General features: G+C 63.6%; 22 protein-coding genes and 1 tRNA gene. 8 read left to right on the top strand and 15 right to left on the bottom strand.

The window, feature by feature from the left end; all coding sequences use genetic code 11:
• Positions 1-74 precede the first annotated feature (74 nt).
• From argB to ACPS74_RS14355, 10 genes are all read right to left on the bottom strand, one after another.
• A complete protein-coding gene (gene argB / locus ACPS74_RS14400) occupies positions 75-941 on the bottom strand; it encodes an acetylglutamate kinase (RefSeq protein ID WP_029651578.1) in 867 nt (288 codons plus the stop codon).
• Positions 942-1,191: 250 nt separating this feature from the next.
• Positions 1,192-1,845, bottom strand: a complete 654-nt coding sequence (gene yihA, locus ACPS74_RS14395) for a ribosome biogenesis GTP-binding protein YihA/YsxC (RefSeq protein ID WP_029651579.1) — start codon at positions 1,843-1,845, stop codon at positions 1,192-1,194.
• Positions 1,842-3,623 carry a membrane protein insertase YidC gene (gene yidC / locus ACPS74_RS14390; RefSeq protein ID WP_029651580.1) on the bottom strand — a complete coding sequence of 594 codons (1,782 nt, stop codon included), beginning with the start codon at positions 3,621-3,623 and terminating at the stop codon, positions 1,842-1,844. Before yidC ends, yihA begins: the two co-directional genes overlap by 4 nt.
• A complete protein-coding gene (rnpA, locus tag ACPS74_RS14385) occupies positions 3,620-4,045 on the bottom strand; it encodes a ribonuclease P protein component (RefSeq protein WP_029651581.1) in 426 nt (141 codons plus the stop codon). The genes yidC and rnpA overlap by 4 nt, the downstream gene beginning before the upstream one ends.
• 32 nt (positions 4,046-4,077) lie before the next feature.
• A complete protein-coding gene (gene rpmH / locus ACPS74_RS14380; protein ID WP_026222788.1) occupies positions 4,078-4,212 on the bottom strand; it encodes a 50S ribosomal protein L34 in 135 nt (44 codons plus the stop codon).
• Between the two features lie 292 nt (positions 4,213-4,504).
• On the bottom strand, positions 4,505-5,623 hold the full coding sequence (locus ACPS74_RS14375) for a cytochrome-c peroxidase (protein WP_051381833.1): 1,119 nt from the start codon (positions 5,621-5,623) through the stop codon (positions 4,505-4,507).
• A 164-nt stretch (positions 5,624-5,787) separates the two neighbouring features.
• Positions 5,788-6,453, bottom strand: coding sequence for an SCO family protein (locus tag ACPS74_RS14370; protein WP_162231979.1), 666 nt, complete (start codon positions 6,451-6,453; stop codon positions 5,788-5,790).
• 80 nt (positions 6,454-6,533) lie between these two features.
• Positions 6,534-7,817 carry a selenium-binding protein SBP56-related protein gene (locus tag ACPS74_RS14365; protein WP_029651584.1) on the bottom strand — a complete coding sequence of 428 codons (1,284 nt, stop codon included), beginning with the start codon at positions 7,815-7,817 and terminating at the stop codon, positions 6,534-6,536.
• A gap of 32 nt (positions 7,818-7,849) precedes the next feature.
• Complete coding sequence (locus tag ACPS74_RS14360; RefSeq protein WP_029651585.1) at positions 7,850-8,119, bottom strand: DUF4242 domain-containing protein; 270 nt, start codon at positions 8,117-8,119, stop codon at positions 7,850-7,852.
• A gap of 63 nt (positions 8,120-8,182) precedes the next feature.
• Positions 8,183-8,776 carry a TetR/AcrR family transcriptional regulator gene (locus tag ACPS74_RS14355; RefSeq protein ID WP_029651586.1) on the bottom strand — a complete coding sequence of 198 codons (594 nt, stop codon included), beginning with the start codon at positions 8,774-8,776 and terminating at the stop codon, positions 8,183-8,185.
• A 545-nt stretch (positions 8,777-9,321) separates the two neighbouring features.
• On the opposite strand from ACPS74_RS14355, the gene ctrA reads away from it, so the two are divergent.
• Both ctrA and ACPS74_RS14345 read left to right on the top strand, forming a co-directional pair.
• Positions 9,322-10,023 carry a response regulator transcription factor CtrA gene (ctrA, locus tag ACPS74_RS14350; RefSeq protein WP_018407261.1) on the top strand — a complete coding sequence of 234 codons (702 nt, stop codon included), beginning with the start codon at positions 9,322-9,324 and terminating at the stop codon, positions 10,021-10,023.
• A gap of 165 nt (positions 10,024-10,188) precedes the next feature.
• On the top strand, positions 10,189-10,758 hold the full coding sequence (locus tag ACPS74_RS14345) for a DUF4142 domain-containing protein (RefSeq protein WP_239754925.1): 570 nt from the start codon (positions 10,189-10,191) through the stop codon (positions 10,756-10,758).
• A gap of 97 nt (positions 10,759-10,855) precedes the next feature.
• Here the strand turns inward: ACPS74_RS14345 and chpT are convergent, their stop codons facing one another.
• Complete coding sequence (gene chpT, locus ACPS74_RS14340) at positions 10,856-11,542, bottom strand: histidine phosphotransferase ChpT (protein ID WP_029651588.1); 687 nt, start codon at positions 11,540-11,542, stop codon at positions 10,856-10,858.
• Between the two features lie 189 nt (positions 11,543-11,731).
• Here chpT and cysQ point away from each other — a divergent pair, with 189 nt between their 5' ends.
• Both cysQ and ACPS74_RS14330 read left to right on the top strand, forming a co-directional pair.
• Positions 11,732-12,589, top strand: a complete 858-nt coding sequence (gene cysQ, locus ACPS74_RS14335) for a 3'(2'),5'-bisphosphate nucleotidase CysQ (protein WP_029651589.1) — start codon at positions 11,732-11,734, stop codon at positions 12,587-12,589.
• Positions 12,590-12,715: 126 nt separating this feature from the next.
• Complete coding sequence (locus ACPS74_RS14330; protein ID WP_029651590.1) at positions 12,716-13,312, top strand: DUF1134 domain-containing protein; 597 nt, start codon at positions 12,716-12,718, stop codon at positions 13,310-13,312.
• A gap of 39 nt (positions 13,313-13,351) precedes the next feature.
• Here ACPS74_RS14330 and ACPS74_RS14325 read toward each other — a convergent pair whose 3' ends face one another.
• On the bottom strand, positions 13,352-13,777 hold the full coding sequence (locus tag ACPS74_RS14325; RefSeq protein ID WP_036242109.1) for a hypothetical protein: 426 nt from the start codon (positions 13,775-13,777) through the stop codon (positions 13,352-13,354).
• A 294-nt stretch (positions 13,778-14,071) separates the two neighbouring features.
• On the opposite strand from ACPS74_RS14325, the gene ACPS74_RS14320 reads away from it, so the two are divergent.
• From ACPS74_RS14320 to ACPS74_RS14310, 3 genes are all read left to right on the top strand, one after another.
• Entirely contained in the window at positions 14,072-15,115 is a 1,044-nt protein-coding gene (locus tag ACPS74_RS14320; protein WP_239754927.1) for a hypothetical protein, read from the top strand.
• Between the two features lie 154 nt (positions 15,116-15,269).
• On the top strand, positions 15,270-15,551 hold the full coding sequence (locus ACPS74_RS14315) for a YciI family protein (RefSeq protein WP_029651594.1): 282 nt from the start codon (positions 15,270-15,272) through the stop codon (positions 15,549-15,551).
• The gene (locus ACPS74_RS14310) at positions 15,551-15,970 is read left to right on the top strand and encodes an EVE domain-containing protein (RefSeq protein WP_029651595.1); all 420 of its coding nucleotides are present in this window, start codon (positions 15,551-15,553) and stop codon (positions 15,968-15,970) included. Before ACPS74_RS14315 ends, ACPS74_RS14310 begins: the two co-directional genes overlap by 1 nt.
• Here the strand turns inward: ACPS74_RS14310 and ACPS74_RS14305 are convergent, their stop codons facing one another.
• Both ACPS74_RS14305 and sucC read right to left on the bottom strand, forming a co-directional pair.
• The gene (locus ACPS74_RS14305; protein ID WP_036242114.1) at positions 15,971-17,683 is read right to left on the bottom strand and encodes a tetratricopeptide repeat protein; all 1,713 of its coding nucleotides are present in this window, start codon (positions 17,681-17,683) and stop codon (positions 15,971-15,973) included.
• Between the two features lie 243 nt (positions 17,684-17,926).
• Positions 17,927-19,123 (bottom strand): ADP-forming succinate--CoA ligase subunit beta, encoded by a 1,197-nt coding sequence (gene sucC / locus ACPS74_RS14300; RefSeq protein ID WP_018407248.1) that lies wholly within the window; start codon positions 19,121-19,123, stop codon positions 17,927-17,929.
• Between the two features lie 351 nt (positions 19,124-19,474).
• On the opposite strand from sucC, the gene ACPS74_RS14295 reads away from it, so the two are divergent.
• Positions 19,475-20,122 carry a methyltransferase domain-containing protein gene (locus ACPS74_RS14295; protein ID WP_029651598.1) on the top strand — a complete coding sequence of 216 codons (648 nt, stop codon included), beginning with the start codon at positions 19,475-19,477 and terminating at the stop codon, positions 20,120-20,122.
• Between the two features lie 45 nt (positions 20,123-20,167).
• Here ACPS74_RS14295 and ACPS74_RS14290 read toward each other — a convergent pair.
• A tRNA-Glu gene (locus ACPS74_RS14290) sits at positions 20,168-20,243 on the bottom strand.
• Positions 20,244-20,286: the final 43 nt, after the last annotated feature.

Raw genomic sequence — 20,286 nt, 5'->3', positions numbered from 1 at the left:
GCGAGGGCCACCTTCTCCCGCAAGCGGGAGAAGGCATGCGCCATGAAATTGCGACGGATGAGCGTCCGTTCCTTTCACCGCGTGATCAGCGTGCCGGCGCCATGATCGGTGAGCAATTCGATCAGCACGGCGTGCGGCAGTTTCCCATCGAGAATGACGACGCCCTCGACGCCGCGCTCGATGGCGTACATGCAGGTCTCGACCTTCGGAATCATGCCGCCGGTGATCACGCCCTCGGCGATGAGGCCGGGAATATCGCCGACCTTCAGCTCCTGGATAATCTGCTTGTCCTTGTCGAGCACGCCCGGCACGTCGGTGAGGAAGATCAGGCGCTTGGCGTGAAGCGCGCCGGCGATCGCGCCGGCGAAGGTGTCGGCGTTGACATTATAGCTTTCGCCGCGCGGACCTTCCGCGACGGGCGCCAGCACCGGAATGAGTTCGCGGCCCAGCACCTGATCGAGCACGGTCGTGTCGACCTTGTCGGGCTCGCCCACAAAACCGAGGTCGACGCCGTCGGGGCGTTCGATCTTTTTTGCGGTGACCATGCGCCCGTCCTTGCCGGTTAGGCCGATGGCGCGTCCGCCTTCCGAATTGATGTAGCCGACGATCTGCTTGTTGATGGAGCCGGCGAGCACCATCTCGACGACGTCCATCGTCTCTTCGTCGGTGATGCGAAGTCCGTCGGCGAAGCGCGACTCGACGCCGAGCCGCTTCAGCATCGCGCCGATCTGCGGCCCGCCGCCATGCACGACGACCGGATTAACGCCGGACTGTTCGAGCAGCACCATGTCGCGCGAAAAATCGCGCGCCACCTGATCGTCGCCCATGGCGTGGCCGCCGTATTTCACCACGACGATGGCGTCGTCGTAGCGCAGCATATGCGGCAGCGCCTGCATGAGAATGCGGGCTTGCTGGAGCGCATTGTCGACGGCGTCGGTCATCTGAGAATCCTGACTGAAGGCTGCCTCAAAAACGCCCCCTCCCTGTCCCTCCCCCGCTTCGCAAACCGGGTGTTCCCGGTTTGCGCATCGACCCCGAAGTCGGCGACAGCCGACTTCGAATGGGAGAGGGGACGCTAACGAGCGGCGTGAGCGACCTCTACAAAGCGCCGAATCTACTCCCTCTCCCGCGAAGCGGGGGAGGGTTGGGGTGGGGGTTCTAAATTGACCTAGCCCGCCGCGCCCGTCGCATTCAAGCGTTTCGTTCGGCGAGGAGCTTGGCGATCGCGGCGCGAAGTTCGGCGATTCCCTCGCCGCCGTGCGCCGAGGTGAAAATCACTTCAGGAAAGGCGGCGGGACGCTTCTCCAGCGCCTTCATCGTCGCGGCGAGGACCTCGTCGCGCTCGGCGATCTTCAATTCGTCATGCTTGGTCAGAATGACCTGATAGGAGACGGCCGACTGATCGAGGAGATCGAACATCTCTTCGTCGAGCGGCTTCACGCCGCGGCGCCCGTCAACGAGCACGAAGACGCGGGCGAGGCTGGCCCTCCCCTTCAGATAGTCGCGCATCAGCTGCGACCAGTTCGCCACCTTCTCCTTGCCGACGGCGGCGTAGCCGTAGCCCGGCATATCGACGAGGCGCAGCCGCTCGGCGCCTGGCGCGCCGCCCAGCGCAAAGAAATTGAGCTGTTGCGTCCGCCCCGGCGTGTTGGAGACGCGCGCGAGCGTCTTGCGGTTCGTCAAGGCGTTGAGGAGCGAGGATTTGCCGACGTTGGAGCGCCCTGCGAAGGCGATCTCCGGCGGGCCGATGACCGGCAGATCGCTCGACTTGGCGCTCGCGAAGATGAAGTCGCAGGGGCCGGCAAAGAGCAGCCGGCCCGGTTCGCTGAAGTCGGTTTCGGTCACGCTCTCTGGAACGTCTTGCGCAGATTGTCCCAGAACTCGAACCTCACGCCGGCGCGTTTCATGATGACGCCCTGCTGGACGATGGACAGGAGATTGTTCCACGTCCAGTAGATCAGCAGGCCGGAGGCGAAGCCGCCCATGGTGAATGTGAAGATCACCGGCATCCAGGCGAACATCGTCTTCTGAATTTCGTCGGCGGGCTCCGGATTCATCTTCATCTGCAGCCACATCGAGACGCCCATCAGCAGCGGCCAGACGCCGAGCGCGAGATAGGGGCCGAAGATCGCGACATGCGTTGGGTCGAACGGCAGCACCCCGAACAGGTTGAAGACATTTGTCGGGTCCGGCGCCGAGAGATCCCTGATCCAGCCGAAGAACGGCGCGTGACGCATTTCGATCGTGACGACCAGCACCTTATAGAGCGAGAAAAACACCGGGATCTGCACGATCACTGGCAGACAGCCGCTCGCCGGGTTAACCTTCTCCCGCTTGAAGAGCTCCATCTGCTCCATGTTGAACTTGTGCTTGTCGTCGCCGTATTTTTCCTTCAGCTCTTTGATTCTTGGCTGAATCGCCTTCATTTTGGCGATCGACTGATAGCTTTTGTTGGCGAGCGGCAGGAAGGCGAGCTTGACGATCACCGTCACCGCCAGAATGGCGAGGCCGAAATTCCCCAGGAGCTTGTAGAGGAAGTCGATCAGCCGGAACATCGGCCGGGTGATGAAGTAGAACCATCCCCAGTCGATCAGAAGATCGAAGCGCTTCAGGCCAGGATTGGCTTTATAGGCGTCGAGCACGTCGACGACCTTGGCGCCGGCGAAGACATAGGTCGTCGCCTCCGCCGACTTGCCGGGCTCGATCGTCTTCTGGTCGCTGACCGTATCGGCCTGATAGGTTTTCACCGCGCCGCCCATCGAGGCGAAGCGCGCCTCCATGGGCAGATTCTGGTCGGGAGCGACCACGGCCGCCCAATATTTGTCCGTCAGCCCAACCCAGCCGCCGACCCCCTTATAGGTCTTGACCGCGTTGTCCTCTTTCTCGATCTTGTCGTAGGTGACTTCCTCTCCCGTCTCGCCGACGACGCCAACGAAGCCTTCGTGCAACGCCGCATAGCCCGCGGATGGCGGGTGGCCGAAGCGGCTCACGCGCGCGTAGTTAAAAAGCGTGACGGGGGCGCCCGCTTTGTTCTCGACGCTGTCCTTGACGGTGAAGAGATATTCGTCGTCGACCGAGATGACGCGCTTGAAAACGAGGCCGTGGCCATTGTCCCAGGTCAGCGTCACCGGCTTTGCCGTCGTGAGCCCGTCGGCATCCGTGGTCCACAGCGTCTCGGTGGTCGGCAGCACCGGCGCGTTTTCCGTTTCGGCCGTCAGATAGCCGAGTTCCGCGTAATAGGGGCTGGGGCCGTCCTCGGGCGAGAGCAACGTGATGATCGGGCTCGAGGGGTCGACGGTCTCGCGATAATTCTTCAAGGAGACGTCGTCGATGCGCCCGCCCTTCAGCGCGATCGAGCCGGAGATTGATCTGGTGTCGATGGCGATCCGGGGGCTGAGCGCCAGCGCTTCAGCGCGTGTCTTGGGCGCGGCCTTTACCGGCGGCTGGCCGGCTGTGACCCGCTCGGGCGCGCCGAGCTGAGGAACCTTGGCGATCTGCTCCTGCTGCGTCTGCGCCCGGCGCTGCTTATCGATCTCGGGGAAGGCGTAAAAATAGTCCCACAGGCCGATGAAGACCAGCGACAACGCCGCGGCGAGGATCATGTTCTTAACGTTTTCACTCATGACCGCGTAAGCCTGTCTTCCTGTTTGCGTCTCGGGCGCGCCGCGCCGCGATCGTTCAACCTGGCGAGTCCTTCAGTCATCTGCGCGAGCAGTTCGGCGAATGGCGCGGAGAGGGACACGGGCCGCGCGACGAAGACGTAATCGCGACCAGGCTTCGCGCCAAGGGCGCCGCCGAGCCGCAGCGCCTCGCGGAGCCTGCGGCGAATGCGGTTGCGACCCACCGCGCCCGCAACCTTCCGCGTGACGGTGAGGCCGAAACGGGCCGGCGCATGCGCGTCCGTGAGTTCCCGCGGCGCCATCTGCACCGTAAAGGCGGGCAGTGCGACCCGCGCGCCGCGCGCTGCGCGCACGAAATCTCCGCGCCGGCGCAGAGTCTCCGGGCGCGGGGATTTTTCATCTTCGGCGGGGACTTGCGCCTTCATGCAGTCATCCGCCTCGTCCGCATTGAGCCGGATCAGGCCGAGAGGCGCTTGCGTCCGCGGGCGCGCCGCGCGGCGATGACGTTACGTCCGCCGACCGTGGCCATGCGGGCGCGAAAGCCGTGACGGCGCTTGCGCACAATGTTGCTGGGCTGAAATGTCCGTTTCACCGTTCTTCTCCGCTGGCGAAAGGGGCTTGCGCCCGGCTCCCGCGCTCGTCTTGCCTGTCGCCGTCGACGGCCGCGCCGCAGACAGCTCAAAAAAGTTTCGGCGCCCGCGACGACGCACAGCCGTCACAAAACATTCGCCGCCCCTTTTGGAGCGGCGCCGATCGCAGGCATATAGGAGAAAGCGCAGGTTCAAGTCAATGTTCGTCCCGCCGGTTTTGCGCCGGCGCCTCGCGAAAATGGCCGAATACGGCGCGACCGAGGATCGGCGAGTTCCCGCCCGCCGCTCTCCCAGTCAAAGCGCCTCGAGGAAGACGACGATCGCGGCTTTTTCGTCTGGGGTCAGACCCAGCGGACGGATTTTCGGGTCGAGCGACGGATTGGCTCCCCCGCCGCCATCGTAGAACTCGACGACCTCGGCAAGCGTCGTCAAGCTTCCGTCGTGCATATAGGGCGAACTCTCGCTGACGCCGCGCAGCATCGGCGTCGTATAGGCCCATCGGTCCGTGGGCGCATTGGTGATCTCAAAACGGCCGACGTCATTCGGCGCGCCCGTCTGAGCGAGGCCGATCGCCGCAATGTCGACATTTTGGAGAACCCCGGGCGCGAGCTGCACCAGCCTTTTGCCGCGCGTCGCCCCGGAGCGAAACGCGACGCCTGTGTTATGCCAGGACTGATCCGTGAAAAGCGCCGTCTCAGGTCCAAGCACATGGCAGGCGGCGCAGCCGGCCTTGCCGATGAAAAGCTCATAGCCGCGCCACTCCTGAGGCGTCAGCGCCGACCGTTCGCCGCCAAAGACGGCGCGATCGAAACGCCCACCGCCGCGCAGCAGCGAAGCTTCATAGGTGGCGATGGCGCGCCCGAGCGTCATCATCGTCGCGCCCTCGCCCGGAAAGGCCGCCTCGAACGACGGCCCATAGTCGGCGTCGGCGCGAAGCCGGGCGATGAGCGGACCGATCCCGGAATTGCCCATCTCGTCGGGCGCGAGCAGCGGCCCCCAGACCTGCGCGGCGAGATCGGTTTCGCGGCCGTCGTAAAACAGGAATTTCTTGAAGGCGACATTATAGAGCGAGGGCGCGTTGCGCCGCAGCGACCGCCCCTCCATGCCGATCGAGAGCGCGCTCTGATTGGAGGCGAAGCCCTGCGCGGGAATGTGGCACATGGCGCAGGACAGCGTGCCGTTCGCCGAAAGGCTGCGGTCGAAGAACAGTTTCTCGCCGAGCCTGCGCATGGCCGGCGTTCCCGCGACCATTGCGGGAACGGGCGGAAGCCCCAGCGGCGATTGGATGTCCTGCGCTGCGGCGTGGCCGACGCAAAACAATAGCGCCAGCGCGTGCAGAACGCGCGCAATGCCTCCCCCTTGCGGGGAGGTCGCGACGCGCAGCGTCTCGGGTGGGGGAAAAAGCCGCCCCACCCCGAACCGCTTTGCGGTTCGACCCTCCCCGTGAAGGGGAGGGATGACGCACCCGTCCGAATGACCGCCGTTATTGCAAGGGAAGCGAAGCGATCCAGAGCTTCGCGTGCGGCGCTTGGACTGCTTCGTCGCCGCGCTCCTACGAATGGCGAACGGCAGGACGCTCACCTCGCGGCGCCCGCATTGTTCGCCTCCGGAAACTCCATGGCGAGCGTGCGCGCGTCATTGAGCAGATTTTCCGGCGTGAGGAAGGCGGCGCTATAGATCTCGCGCACCCAGCCGTCGGGATCGATCAGAAAGATCTTGAGCATATGACTGATCGCGCCCGAACGCCGCCCAGCCTGGTCGGCTTCGAAAGCGATGTCCTGACCCATTTGCGCGATCAGCGGCGAGAGGTCGCTCAGCGAACGGCTGGTGACAAACGCCCAGGGAACTTTGTCGGCTTCGTTCTCGCTGCTTTGCAGCAGGCGCATGACGTTGGGCGTATCGTGTTCGGGATCGAGGCTCGCGAAGACGAGCCGCAATCTCGACTTGAGCAGCGGATCGTCATTGGCGTCGCGCGCGACCGTCTCGAAGGTCGACCAGGCGAGAGGACAGCCTGCCGGATCGACGCACTGCGCATAGAAAAAGGCGAGAGCCGTCACCGCGCCGCGCGTATAGGCGGAGAGCTGCGCCGCCCTGCCCTCGGCGTCGAGCAGTTGCGCCTCGGGGGCGCGCTGAATGCGCTGAAGAACATAAGCGCCGGGTCGCGGAAGATTAGCGGCCTCGGCCTTCGCAGGCTGCGCGCGAGTCTCGGCCGCGCGCAGCGGCGCGACCAAGGGTGCGGTCAAGAGCGCCGCCAAAAGCAGGGCTAGACCGACGAACGCGGCGAAGGGCGCGAGTGCGCCCTCCGTCTGTGGCGCTTTGCCCGTCACGGCAGCTCGGCCTTCTGGGCGCGCGCGGTGAATTTCATATGATGCGCGCGGCCGAGGCCTTCCTTATGGAAGTCGACGACGAAATCGTCCCTAAGCTCCTTCCCGTCCCATGAGTAGCCCTTGAGGAACTGCTCGTTGTCAGCGTTCTTCTTGTCCCAGTTGGCGAGCAGCGAGGTGGTGAAATAGACGCGCTTCCCGTCCCAGCTTTGCGAGACCATATTCACCTGCGCGCCGATCTTTTTCGCATAGACCTGTTTGGGCGCTTCCGGATTGGAAAGATCGAACAGCCGCGCCGTTCCGTCCATGAATGTGTTGACCCAGAGCGACGATGCGTCGGACGAAATCGAGATGTCGACAGGCAAGGGAATTTTCGATGGATCGCCGACGTCGGCGACGGCTTTCGCCTGCCACTCGTGCTTCTCGTCCTCTTTGATCAAGTAGAGTTTCGAAGTGAGCGCGCCGGCGGTGATCGCCCAATTGGCGCCCGGCTTCAGCGCCCAGCGAATTTCGAGCGGCGCGCCGGGAACGGAAAACACCTTGAGAGGCTGCATCGCCTTCAAGTCCCACATCACCATCGTGTTCCCGAAATTCTTCATCGCGGAATCGTCTTGGATGAGCTGGGAAAGATCCATCATATAATTGGTCCAGCCGGTGAAGCTCGACGTCAGCATGCGGTTCTGGGCGGGATTGATGGCGATGTCGTAGCCATAGCCGTCGCCGCCGTCATTGAGCGGCATCGGCGTCGTCGTGACGAGTTCGCCGGCGTTGTTGTAGGTGATCAGCCCGGTGACGCCGCCGTGATCCTTCTTGTTCGAAAGCGCTTGCACCAGCATGCGGCCAGGCAGCGCGTAGAAGGTGTGCGGGCCGACATAGCCCGTGCTCTCGGCAAGATTGTCGATGGTTTTGACGAGCTTCGGCGTCGAGGGATCGGAGCCGACGTCGAAGATGAAAATCTTGCTGTCGTCGAGACGGCCCGCCCAGAGATATTTGCGATCGTCGGTGAATCCCATGTGATGTGCTTCGCCGCGCCCGCCGACGGCGATCGTGTGAATCACCTTTCCGTAGGTCGCGGAGCCGGGAATGACGTCGATCGTGACGAGCTTGTCGGATCCATCGCCGACGCCTTTCTCGCCGAGCGTCCAGACGTGGAGATATTGCTCCTGTCCCTTGATCAACCCGCTCATGAAGGGCGAGTTGCAGGTCTCATCCGCGATGGCGGGCGCAAGCGCGCCCCCCAAAAGAAGCGCGCAGAGAACTGCGCGTGACGGCAAGTTTTTCATTCGAACCACTCTCCTTGTTGGTCAGGCCCCGGTCAGGCGGTCGCAGGGTCAATGATCGCCCTGATTTCGCTGATCCGATTGGCCGGAAAGCCTCCTTGCTCCGCATGCTCTTTGATCGCCGCCGCGTTCTCGGCGATGTAGACGCAGTAGACCTTATCGTCGGTGACATAGCTTTCGACCCATTGGGTCTGCGGGCCAAGCGCGCGCAGGACGGCGCAGGAGCGCTGCGAGATCGCCTGGAGATCGGCCTGCGTCATCTTCCCGGCGCCGGGGATGTCCCGTTCGATGATGAATTTCGGCATCGTCTTTCCCCTACTTAGAGCCCAAAATGATATGACCGGTCGTCTCATTAGGGCGCAAATGGATCACGCCTTGAAGTAGCCGTTGAGCAACATGTCGCAGAACTGCGTCAGCGGACGCACCGAGCGCTCGATCTTCATGCGCAGCAACGCGCCCTGCCAGAAATTGACGAGAAGGTCAGCCATTTCCTTCGCGTCCATGTCCGTGCGGAAACTGCCCTCCCGCTGAGCGCGGGCGATTCCCTCCCGCAGCTTGTCGCGATAGCGGTGCACGGCCTCGCGCAGCGAAGTCTGGCAGAGATCGCTCGTGTCGCCGATCTCGCCGATGAGATTGCCGAGCAGGCATCCGCCCCGGAAATCCAGGCGTTCCGTCTCTTCAATCAGTTCGTCGAAGTAGGCGCGCAGCGCCGTCGCGGCCTCAAGATCCTTTCGCTGAAGCTGTGCGTCGAGCCGTTTGATGAACGGTTCGATGTAATGTGCGACGACCTCGGCGCTGAAGGCCTCTTTGCTCTCGAAATAGTTATAGAAGGAGCCCTTCGGCACGCCGACGCTCTTGACCAGCTCCTGGAGCCCGGTGCCGTGATAGCCCTGCTCCATCAGCAGGGCGACTCCCCGGTCCAGAAGCTTCTCCTTCAGCTCTTTGGCGTCGCGTCGGCTCATGGCGTCATAATATGACCAGTCGTCTCAGTTTGGCAAGAGCGCGCGGACGGTGCGAAACGACTGGATCAGAAGCGTGAAGCGTTTTGCGCGTCATCGGCTGCGCTCTCTTGGTAAGCGTGTCGTCGCCCGCCTCATTGAGGCCGCGTATGGGGCGCGGCGATGGCGCTCGTGAGACCAACGAGCGCCCAACAAGCGCCCGATGAGCGCCCTGCCCGCATGCGCGCCGTGCGCGGCGCAATTCGTTACGCGCCGCGTATTTTGTCTTTGCCCCACAGACTCGCGGCGGCGTATAGATTGGAAATGACGCGTGATTCGCGCGTCGCTGTCCGTGTCCTTCCAGACGTAGCGTGACGCGTCCGCCTTGCTTACCGCCCAAGATTAAGATTTAGGGCAGCGTTTGAGGCGTAAGTGAAGGTTTATTAACCAATTCCGCTTACCTTCGCTGGAAGGTCGGTCAGGTCGCTGAGGCGAGGACTCTCGCCGGCCGCCGGCGCGCGTCCTTCGCGCGATCGGTCGCGGACGATGGAGCTCGGTGGGGAACCAACATGCGCGTTTTATTGATCGAAGACGACAGCGCGACGGCTCAAAGTATTGAGCTCATGCTCAAATCCGAGAACTTCAACGTCTATACGACCGATCTCGGCGAAGAGGGCATCGACCTCGGCAAGCTCTATGATTACGACATTATTCTTCTCGACCTTAACCTACCCGACATGTCCGGCTATGAGGTGCTGCGCACGCTGCGCGTCGCCAAGGTGAAGACCCCGATCCTCATTCTCTCCGGACTCGCCGGCATCGAAGACAAGGTGAAGGGCCTAGGCTTCGGCGCCGATGACTATCTGACGAAGCCCTTTCACAAGGACGAACTCGTCGCGCGCATTCACGCCATCGTCCGACGCTCGAAGGGCCACGCCCAATCGATCATCATCACCGGCGACCTCATCGTCAATCTCGACCAGAAGACGGTGGAAGTCAGCGGCGCCCGCGTGCATCTGACCGGCAAGGAATATCAGATGCTGGAGCTGCTCTCGCTGCGCAAGGGCACGACGCTGACGAAGGAGATGTTCCTCAATCATCTTTATGGCGGGATGGACGAGCCCGAATTGAAGATCATCGACGTGTTCATTTGCAAATTGCGCAAGAAGCTCGCCAACGCCAGCGAAGGCCGCAACTACATCGAGACCGTTTGGGGCCGCGGCTATGTGCTGCGCGAGCCCAGCGAAGCGGAAGAACGCATCACCGCCTGATACGGCGCCATCGCCAACGTTGAAGCAAAAGCGCGATCACGAGCGCAAGGCCAAACGCCGCGTCCGAGGATGCGGCGTTTTCTTTTTGCCAACTGAAGCATCTCGCGGAACAGCCGTGTGCGCGATCAGTTTACGGTGCGGGGGCCAAACGTCGAGGAGACGAAGATGAGGAAACCCCTGTTGGCGGGAGCCATTGCGCTTTCGCTTATGGCGCCCGGTTACACGCTGGCCGCGTCGTGGTCGAAATCCGGCTCAACGGCCACGATGACCCGAACAAACCGAGTGGACGCCACGACCCAGAACTTCGTGGACAAGGCCTGGAACATCGGCAATTTTGAAATCCAGGCCGGACGCGAAGCTCAGAACAAGGCGAACACTCAGGACTTCCTCGACTATGCCCGTAGGATCGTAAGAGATCATACGAACATGGACGACGAACTGAAGCCGATCCTGCAGCAAGGCGGGATCAACGCTCCGAACGCGCTCGACAAAGAACACCAGAATCTTCTGCAGCAATTGACTTCAGCGACTGGCGCGCGCTTCGAAGACCGCTTCCGGACACAGCAGATCGACGGACACGAGAAGGCTGTGAAGCTTTTCGAAAGCTACGCGAAGAACGGTCAGAACGCCGATCTGAAGCGATGGGCGCAGAGCGCCATTCCGATGCTGGAGAATCATCTGCGCGACGCCAAGGCGTTGCCGCGCGCGACTCAGCGAAGCACCAGCGCCGAATAACACGGCTGCGCATAGCTGATACGCTTCGTCGAAAACGGCAGGATCCGCGCGGGTCTCGCGCGGATCCCGCAACGCTCGCCCCTCCCCGGCCTTGGCTTCAGGCGACGGCGCTCTCTGCAGGCGCATCCATCCCCGCCGCCGCTTGGACAGGGATCGCTTCGATCGTCACGAGTTCCGGCTCGCTGGAAACAACAACCTGCATGCCGCAGGAAGTGGCCACGAGACCGGCGTAATAGGCCTGAATGGCGCGGGCGTCGATCGCGCCCTCTTCCGATTCGCCTTCCAGCAACCGAGGAACGTTCGACGCGACACGCGCATTGACGCCTTTCGCCTCGATCCTGAACGTCACCCGATCGTCTTCACCCGCCGAGCTCACGGAAATCACGCCGCCACGCGGGATCGCCGCGTCGGCCAAGACGCAGAGGTTCAGCAGCAGCTTGACCTTGTTCTTGGACATCAGCACGCGCGGAACGCTCCAAAAGAGTTGCGTGCGATCGTCGGCGATCAGCTGGCGCGTCACCAGTTCGGCGTCGCCCGTGTCGATCGAGGCGCCCTTCGAACCCGCGGCGCCGAAGGCGAGCCGGCAAAACTGCAGCCGCGCCGAAGCCTCATTGGCGCTCGATTTGATCAGCGCCAGCGCATGGCCGCGCATCTCGGCGTCCTTCTCCTCCTCGAGCACTTCAAGACCATTGACGATCGCGCCCACCGGCGAAATGACGTCGTGACAGACCCGAGAGGACAGGAGCGCGGCGAGATCGAGTGGGTCGAGCGAGAATTTGGTCATGATGCCATCCAAAGCGGGTGAAGGCGGCGACGTCTCAAGAAAGCTTGATCCCGTCTTCCTATATGATGCGCGGCGGACTGACGCGGCGCGCGAATCACTGCGTTCAGGCTAAAACGAAACTAGCGGGCGCCGCGCGGATTGCAAATGACATGCGCGTGAATCGCCAACAAACGTTGGGGGAATCGAACGATGGCGGGGGAGAGATTTGTTCAGTCGGCGAGCGCGTCTGGCGACATCGAAGACCTCGCCCGCCTTTTCGCGAATATGGCGATTGCGGCGGGCGCGCTGGCGATGGAGACGCTGGCCAATGCAAACATCGAGTCGCGACTCAAGGGCGATACGTCGCCCGTGACCGAAGCGGACGAGCGGATCGAGGCCTATCTGCTCCGCGAACTCGAAGCGGCGCTGCCCGGCGTGCCCTTTTTGGCCGAGGAGAGCGTCGCGCGCGGCAAGACGCTGGACGCTGCCGACGCCTTTTTGTTGATCGATCCGATTGACGGGACGCGCGAGTTTCTCGCCCGCAGCTCGGATTTCACCATCAATGTGGCGCTCGCGGAGAAGAACGCGCCGCGCGTTGGCGCGGTTTACGCGCCGGCGCAAGGCCGCATCTGGTTCGCCGGCGCGCAGGGCTATGAGGCGCAGGCGGTCCCCGGCGGGTCCTTGCCGCCGATGCAGGACTGGCGTCCGCTGCGCGCGCGGCAGCGTCCCCCGGAAGGGCTGGTCGCGTTGATTTCGAAGTCTCACCTCGACGAGGCGACGAAGACGTTTCTCTCGCGACAGCGCATCGCGCGCAGCGCGCCCGTCGGCTCCTCGATTAAATTCTGCCTGCTGGCCAACGGCGAGGCGGACGTCTATCCGCGTTTCGGACCGACGATGGAATGGGACACCGCTGCGGGCGACGCCGTGCTGCGCGCGGCCGGCGGCGTCACGCTCGATCCGGATGGCGCGCCGCTGCGCTATGGCAAGAAGGCCGACGATTATCGCAATGGTCCGTTCATCGCCTGGGCCGACGCGGCGGCGCTCGAAGCCGCCGCAACGCTTCCTTAACTACGGCGCGCGACTTTGACGGGCGCAAGTCCGCCTGTCGCCTTTGCGACGCAACTGCGCCGCGGGTCGGCCATCGTTGACGCCGACGCATGGCGCTTGAACACGTTCGTCCTGGAGTTCGTCGTCATGAGCAAATCTTCGTTCAACGCCGCCTCGCGCCGCGACCTGTTTCGCCTCGCCGCCGCTTCGGCCTGCGCTTGGGCGGCTCCTGGTTCTTTCGCCCGCGCGGCGCAGCGGCCCGAAACCTATTCCAGCGGAGAGATCGTCGAGAACGGCCACCGCTTTTTCGGCTCTATTTCGCGCGGCCTCGCCGAAGGCGTCGAGCGCGCGTCGCGGCAGTGGGGCAGTCCGAACGCTTACATCCTCGGCGAGGAAGCGAGCGGCGCTTTCGTTGGCGGGCTCCGCTACGGCCAGGGCAGGATGTATACGCGCAACGCCGGCCAGCAGCGCGTGTTTTGGCAGGGCCCATCGATTGGCCTCGACGCCGGCGCCGACGGCGATCGGACGATGATGCTCGTTTATAATCTGCCGTCGGTCGACTCTATCTATCGGCGGTTCTCCGGCGCCGCCGGATCAGCCTATCTCGTCGGCGGCCTCGGATTCACTGCGCTCAACAATGACGAGGTCGTCGTCATGCCGGTGCGCTCGGGACTTGGCGCGCGGCTCGGCCTCAATCTCGGCTATCTGAAATTCACGCCGGAATCGACCTGGAACCCGTTCTGATCCGATCCGACGCGCCGACTTAAGGCGCAAAAGCCCCGTTCAAAGGACCGGGTGGCGGCGCGCGCCCGCGCGCGGCGGAGATGGAGCGAGCGGCTCCCTGGCGACGAATCCGCAAATCCCGCAGGCCTCGTCGCCGCGCTGCCCGCGCCAGCGGCAATCATGACGAATGCTGCATTCGTAGGCGGGACTGCGCTTCAATGGCGCAGCCGCCTCAGCGAGCAGTTGCGCGATGCGGCCGAGCACGGCGCATCCGCCGCCGCTCCAATGCGCACAGTCGTTTTCAACGCAAATCGGCGCGAATCGGATGCGCGCAGCCGGCGCGGCCTGCGTTTGCGCCGCGGCGAGAACGCTTTCATCCGCCGCAAGCGTGGTGGCGAAGACTCGCTCATTGGCGCCTTGCGGGCTTCTTTCGGCCGGATCGCCGACAAGAAGCGCGGGAGCGCCGGGACAGCGCATGGCGCTCATCGGCGAGCCTGCCCGAATCGCGGCGCGCCGGGCGCGCCGCCACCGCAAAAAACGCCAGCGGATAAATTCATTTGGCTTCTCCTGCTTTCAGCGAGCAACGCCAGCGGCCGTTGCTTCCGCCGTTCTGCAGCCCGCTAGGGGCAAAGTCGTCATCCAAATGGACGACGCGGCGCGCCGCGGTCGTATTGCATCGCGCGCGCCGACGAACCATAGCCCGTGCTTTGCGTTCCGCGTCATTACGTGGCAAAATCCGCAGCGCCGTCCGCCTTGAGACGGATCAAGGATTGCTGCGTCTTGATCGAACAAGCGATGTATTTCGCGCTCGGCTTCCTCGTCGCCGGGCTTTTCGCCTTGATGTTCCTCCCCGCTTTCTGGCGGCGCGCGCTTCGTCTGTCGATGCGACGGCTGCAGATGCTTGCGCCGATGTCGATGGAGGAAGTCGTCGCCGAGCGCGATCTGCTGCGCGCCGAATTCGCCGTGCGCGAGCGGCGGCTCGAACAAGCGATGGAGGCGACGCAAGCCGCGCGGGCGCATGATCTCGCGACGGTCGGGCGCCATGTCGCCCGGATCGCCGAACTCGAAACGCAGCTCAATCGCGCCGAAGCCGACAACCGCGACATGAACATGCGCGCCAATGAGGCGGAGAAGGTTTTGGGCGAACGCACCGAGCTTTTGAACGCCACCGAGAGAGCGCTGCATGAAATGACCGACCGCGCCGAAAGCCGCGTCGCGCAGCTGCGCCTGATTCGATCGGAGACGGCGGCGCAGGACGAAGGCGCCGGGGCGCAGCTCGACGGCTTCGTCGCCGCCTATGAGGCGCGCGTCGCGGCGCTGCATCAGCACAATAGCGAGATGCAGCGCGAACTGCAGGTCTTGCGCGACGAGCATGTGCGCGCCGCACAGTCGGGCGCGCGGGCCACGGAGCTTGAAGATCTGCTAACGCGCATGTCGGGCGAACTTGCCGCGACCCGCACGCTGGGCGAGACGCTCGCCGCCGAGCTCGACTCGGCGCGGGCGCAGCTCAAAGCCGCTGAAGAACGCCAAAAGAACGACGGCGACCAGTTGGAAGGCGCGCTGCGCGTGGCCCGCGCCGAAGCGAACGACGCCGCCGGAAAGCTCGAATCGGCGCGCGCCGACAACGCCATGCTGCAAGGCGCCGTCGAGGCGCTGCGCGCGGAGCGGGCCAATCTGCGCCGCGCCGCTAACGGGTCCAAGGCTTTGTCCGTTGTTCCCATCGCGGCGAGCGACGCCGAAATCGCCGCTTTGCGCGAAGCCATCATCGATTTTGGCGACCGCGTCGTCGCGCAGGAGCTCGAGGCGCCGGCGACGCGCGCCTAAAGCGCGCCTCCACACCCGATCGCCTGGCGCCTTCCCCTTCCAGAAGCCCTCGCCTCTTCGAATATGAAATCGTCATTTCGGCGGCGGCGCTGTTGACCCGCGGCGCGCGCTTTGGAACAAGTTGCGCCTTCGTCACGCTTACGCGAGGCCCCTTGTGTTGTTCGTCGCCCTTTGCCTGGACAAGCCCAATCACGTCGAGCTGCGCATGTCGACCCGCGCCGCGCATCTCGCCTTCCTCGACAAACACGCCGCGCGCGTGAAGCTCGGCGGTCCCTTTCTCGACGGCGAGACCCCCGTCGGCTCGATGCTCATTCTCGACTGCGAGAATGAGGCGGCGGCGCGCGCGCTGCTCGGCGAAGACCCTTACGCCGCCGCCGGCCTCTTCGCCTCGGTGGAGCTGAAACCCTGGAAACGCGTGGTGGGAGCGCAGCTCTAGTGGCGCATTGGCTGTTAAAAAGCGAGCCGTCGAGCTGGTCCTGGGATCAGCAGGTCGAGGCCGGCGCCAAGGGCACGTTCTGGAACGGCGTGCGCAACCACTCGGCTAAACTCAATCTGATGGCGATGAAGAAGGGCGAAAAGGGCTTCTTCTATCATTCGAACGAGGACAAGGCGGTCGTCGGCATCGTCGAGATCATCAAGACCTACTATCCCGACCACACCGACGAGAGCGGCAAATTCGGCATGGTCGATGTGAAGGCGATGAAGGCTTTGAAAAAGCCGGTGACGCTTGCCGAGATCAAAGCCGAGCCGCGCCTCAAGGACATGGTGCTCGTCAACAATTCGCGCCTCTCCGTGCAGCCGGTGAGCGACGAAGAATGGCGCGTCGTGCTGGAGATGGCGGGCGAGAAGGCGTAATCACCCGCCGTTCTGCGCCGCCTTGTCATGGGCGAGCGTCGGATTGTCGGCCATGCCGTTGTTGATCTTATCGAGAATCTTCGGCAGTTCGTCGGGCTCGGGATTGAGGTCGCGCGCATGGTTCCACTGGAACCGCGCTTCGAGCTTGCGGCCCACGCGCCAATAAGCGTCGCCAAGATGATCGTTGATCACCGGGTCTGACGGCTTCAGGTCGATCGCCTTCTCCAATTCGCGCACGGCGTCGTCATAGCGCCCCAGGCGGTAATAGGCCCAGCCGAGACTGTCGACGACATAGCCGTCGCGTTGCCGCAGATCGACGGCGCGGCGCAGCATCTTGAAGGCTTCGTCGAGATTGGAGCCCTTGTCGACCCAGGAATAGCCGAGATAGTTCAACACCAGCGGCTGGTCGGGGTTGAGATCCAGCGCCTTTTTGAGATCGGCTTCCGCCGCCGGCCAATCCTTGCGCCGTTCATTGGCGATGCCGCGATAATAGTAGAGCAGCCACAGACTCTTGTCCGCCTTGGACCGCAAATCGAGCACGCGCGTATAGGTCACGGCGGCGTCGGCGAAAGCCTTGCGCGAACGCTGAAGATTGCCGAGCGCCGTCAACGCCTCCTGATTCTTGGGGTTGGCTGCGACGATCGCGGAGAGATTATCGCTCGCCTCTTTGGTTTTGCCGAGCGTCTCCAGCAGCAGCGCCGCCTGCACGTCGGCGTTGACGCGCAGCGGACTGTCTTTCGGCACGCTTTGATAAAGATCGATGGCGGCCTCTTCCTGCTTCATGCGCTCATAGACGTCGCCGAGCGTGACGATGGCGAGAGCGTTCTCCGGCGCAAGATGCAGCGCGAGGCGCAGATAGATCAGCGAGGCGAGTTCGTCGCCCTGGCGGCCGCCGACGGCGCCCAGCCCATACAGCACTTCGCCCGCGCCTTCGTCGGCGGTGCGCACGAAGGGCGGCAACGGCTTGCCTTCATCGAGCGCGGCGAGGCCGGCGACGACGATCGGATGATTGGGCGCGACCTCGTCGAAGGAGAGGTAGAGCTGCTTCGCCTCGTCGCGCCGTCCGTTCGTCGCGAGAAAGCGCGCATAGGCGTCGACAAGCCGGAGCGTGTTCTTCTCGGCGGTATAGGCGGACTTGAAGCGCTTTTCAGCCTCCGCCTTGTCGCCGCCGAGATCGGCGATCAGACCCGCATGATAGTCGCGAAACACCACGAAGGCGTCGTCAGTGAGCGTATCGAGCGTTGCGAGGGCGCGACGCGTGTCCTTGGCGCCGGCGTAACTCCATGCGGAGAGCAGCGTCGAGGTGATGTCGCGACGGCGATCGCCGCCGCCCTTGGCGAGTTCGGCGCGCGCGGCGGCGTATTTGCGAGTCTTGATCAGATCGACGCCGCGGGCGAGATGCGCGAGCCCGTTCGTGCGGTCATGCGCGATCACGCGGCCGGTCAGCGAGAGGGCCTCCGACATATTGCCGTTGGCGAGCGCCGCGACGAAGGCGCGGTCGGCGAGATCGGTGTTCTTGGGATCGTCGCGCAAGGCCTCGCGGAAGAAGGTCGAGGCGGCGAGCGTGTCGCGCTGCGCGCCGGCGACGATCGCGGCGAGATAATTGCCCGACAGGCTGGAGCCGACCTCGAAGGGCCGGGCGACGATGATATTTTCCCGCGCCGCGAGGCTGCTGTCGCAGGAGAGCCCGAAGGCGCCGGATCCCGCAAGCAAGATGCACGACAGGCGCGCCAGAGCGCGTCTCGCGCGGCTGGCCGGAGACGCAAACAGAAGAGCTGAATTGGGCACAGGCGCTTCCCTAAAAGGCGACAATCGCGCGCAAAGGCCGCCCCACGCGGAACAGCGGCCTAAAAGTCCAAGGTCGCGCCTAAAGATGGCCCTTTTGGGCCGATGACGCAAGGCGGAAGAAATCCCGGCAGGGCTTCTCCCATTTGCGGGAGAAGCTCAAAGGAAAGCTTACGCCTGCCTGATCGCGGCGACGATTTTTTGCGCCGCGTCGTCGAGATCGTCGGCGGGAATGACGTTCAGCCCCGACTCATTGATGATCTTCTTGCCAAGATCGACATTGGTGCCCTCAAGCCGCACGACCAGCGGCACTTTGAGGCCCACTTCCTTCACGGCCGCGATCACGCCTTCGGCGATGGTGTCGCAACGCATGATGCCGCCGAAGATATTGACGAGAATGCCCTTCACATTCGGATCGGCGGTGATGATCTTGAACGCGGCCGTGACCTTCTCGGTCGTGGCCCCGCCGCCCACATCAAGGAAGTTCGCCGGAAATTCGCCGTAGAGCTTGATGATGTCCATCGTCGCCATGGCGAGGCCGGCGCCATTGACCATGCAGCCGATGTTGCCGGGCAGCGAGATATAAGCGAGGTCGTATTTCGACGCCTCGATCTCCTTCTCGTCCTCTTCGCTCTTGTCGCGCAGCTCGACCATGTCCGGGTGGCGATAGAGCGCGTTGTTCTCAAAGCTGACCTTGGCGTCGAGGCAGCGCAGCTTCCCGTCCTTGGTGACGATCAGCGGATTGATCTCCAAGAGCTCCATGTCCTTGGCCACAAAGGCGGCGTAGAGCTTTTCGGTCAGCGCGCCCGCCTGCTTGGCGAGATCGCCGGTGAGGCCGAGCGCCGCGGCGACCTGGCGGCCGTGATGCGGCATCAGCCCCGTCGCCGGATCGACAGAGAAGGTCACGATCTTCTCGGGCGTGTCATGCGCCACCTTCTCGATGTCCATGCCGCCTTCGGTGGAGACCACATAGGCGATGCGCGAGGTCGCGCGATCGATCAGCATCGACAGGTAGAATTCCTTGTCGATCGCGGCGCCGTCTTCGATGTAGAGGCGGTTGACCTGCTTGCCGGCCTCGCCGGTCTGCTGCGTGACGAGCGTCGCGCCCAGCATCTCTTTGGCGAAGGCCTCGGCCTCGTCGATGGATTTGGCGATGCGCACGCCGCCCTTGTCGCCGGCGCTGGCTTCCTTGAACTTGCCCTTGCCGCGCCCGCCGGCATGGATCTGCGCCTTCACCACATAGACCGGGCCGGGGAGCTTTTCAGCCGCCGCGCGCGAATCTTCGGCGCGCAGCACGGCGAAGCCTTCAGCGACGGGCGCGCCGAACTCGCGCAGAACGGCCTTGGCCTGATATTCGTGGATGTTCATGGGCTATGTCTCCCTGGCGCAATGGCGCGCCGGCGCGGCGAAAAAATCGCGCTCAATGGGCATAGGCGGAGCCGTTTCGTCAAGGCGGCGGGAGGACGCGGGGAGAGCGGCAATTTTTGCTGTGATCGCGTTCATGAAAGCGCCGCGTCGCGCCGCTTGGAACAATTTTGAGCGCCGGCGGTTCAATGACACGGAGCTCCCCTCTCCCTCTTCGACTGCGCTCGGCCAACCTGGCCGGGCGCTTTTTCTTGAGCCGAGGCGTTTGGCGATGGGCGTGAGCGGCTTCCCTCCCTTGCCTGGGATCGATCCCTATGATCGAGTGCGAAAAGCTCAGCCTCATGCGCTCTCGTGATGACCAGCATCGATAATCCATTCGGCGAAGGCGCCCAAAAATACTGGGATCGTCGCTACGAGCTGTTTTCAAAATGGGATGAGGGCGTCGAAACCGATGAAGTGGGCCTCTTCTCCGTCAAGCCGGAACGCTTTGCGCTGGAGATCGGCAATCTCCTGAGCGGTCACACCGTATTGGACGCCTTTTGCGGCATCGGCGGCTCGGCGATCGGCTTCGCCCGATGCGGCAAGCGCGTCATCGCCGTCGACGTCGATCGCGACCGGCTGTCCATGGCGAAGCATAACGCCGAGATCTATGGCGTCTCAGAGCGCATCGACTTCATTCATGACGACGTGATGGAAGCCTATCCCAAGCTCTCATTCGATGCGCTGAATATCGACCCGCCGTGGGGCGGACCGGAGTATTTCAAGAAAGCGCGCTTCGGCTGGCGGGATTTTTTACCAAATCCGCTGCCGCTTATTCGGAAGGCGATCCATTCCAGGATTGCCGTCGCTGTGGGATTGCCAGCGAATTTTTCGGCCGATGAACTGCGCGAGCTGCCGCCTGAGACTGTCATACGAGAGTCGAGGGACGCAACGCGCGTTCTGTTCCGGACGGCCTATTATCCGCCGGTGGCGTGCGCGCGGCTTGGCCGAAGCGAAATTTGAGAAAAGAGCGACCGCACATAGGCGGCTTCGCCAACGCTTATCTGTTGGCGCTCCCTAGGGGACTCGAACCCCTGTTTTCGCCGTGAGAGGGCGACGTCCTAGACCGCTAGACGAAGGGAGCGGGAAGGAGCGTTCTATAGACCGCCGCCGCCCGCCGGGCAAGC

This window comes from Methylocystis sp. SB2 (assembly GCF_049817085.1).
GTDB lineage: Bacteria > Pseudomonadota > Alphaproteobacteria > Rhizobiales > Beijerinckiaceae > Methylocystis > Methylocystis rosea.
The sequence above is the reverse complement of the archived record's forward strand: the minus strand, read 5'-3'. Positions and strand labels throughout refer to the sequence as shown.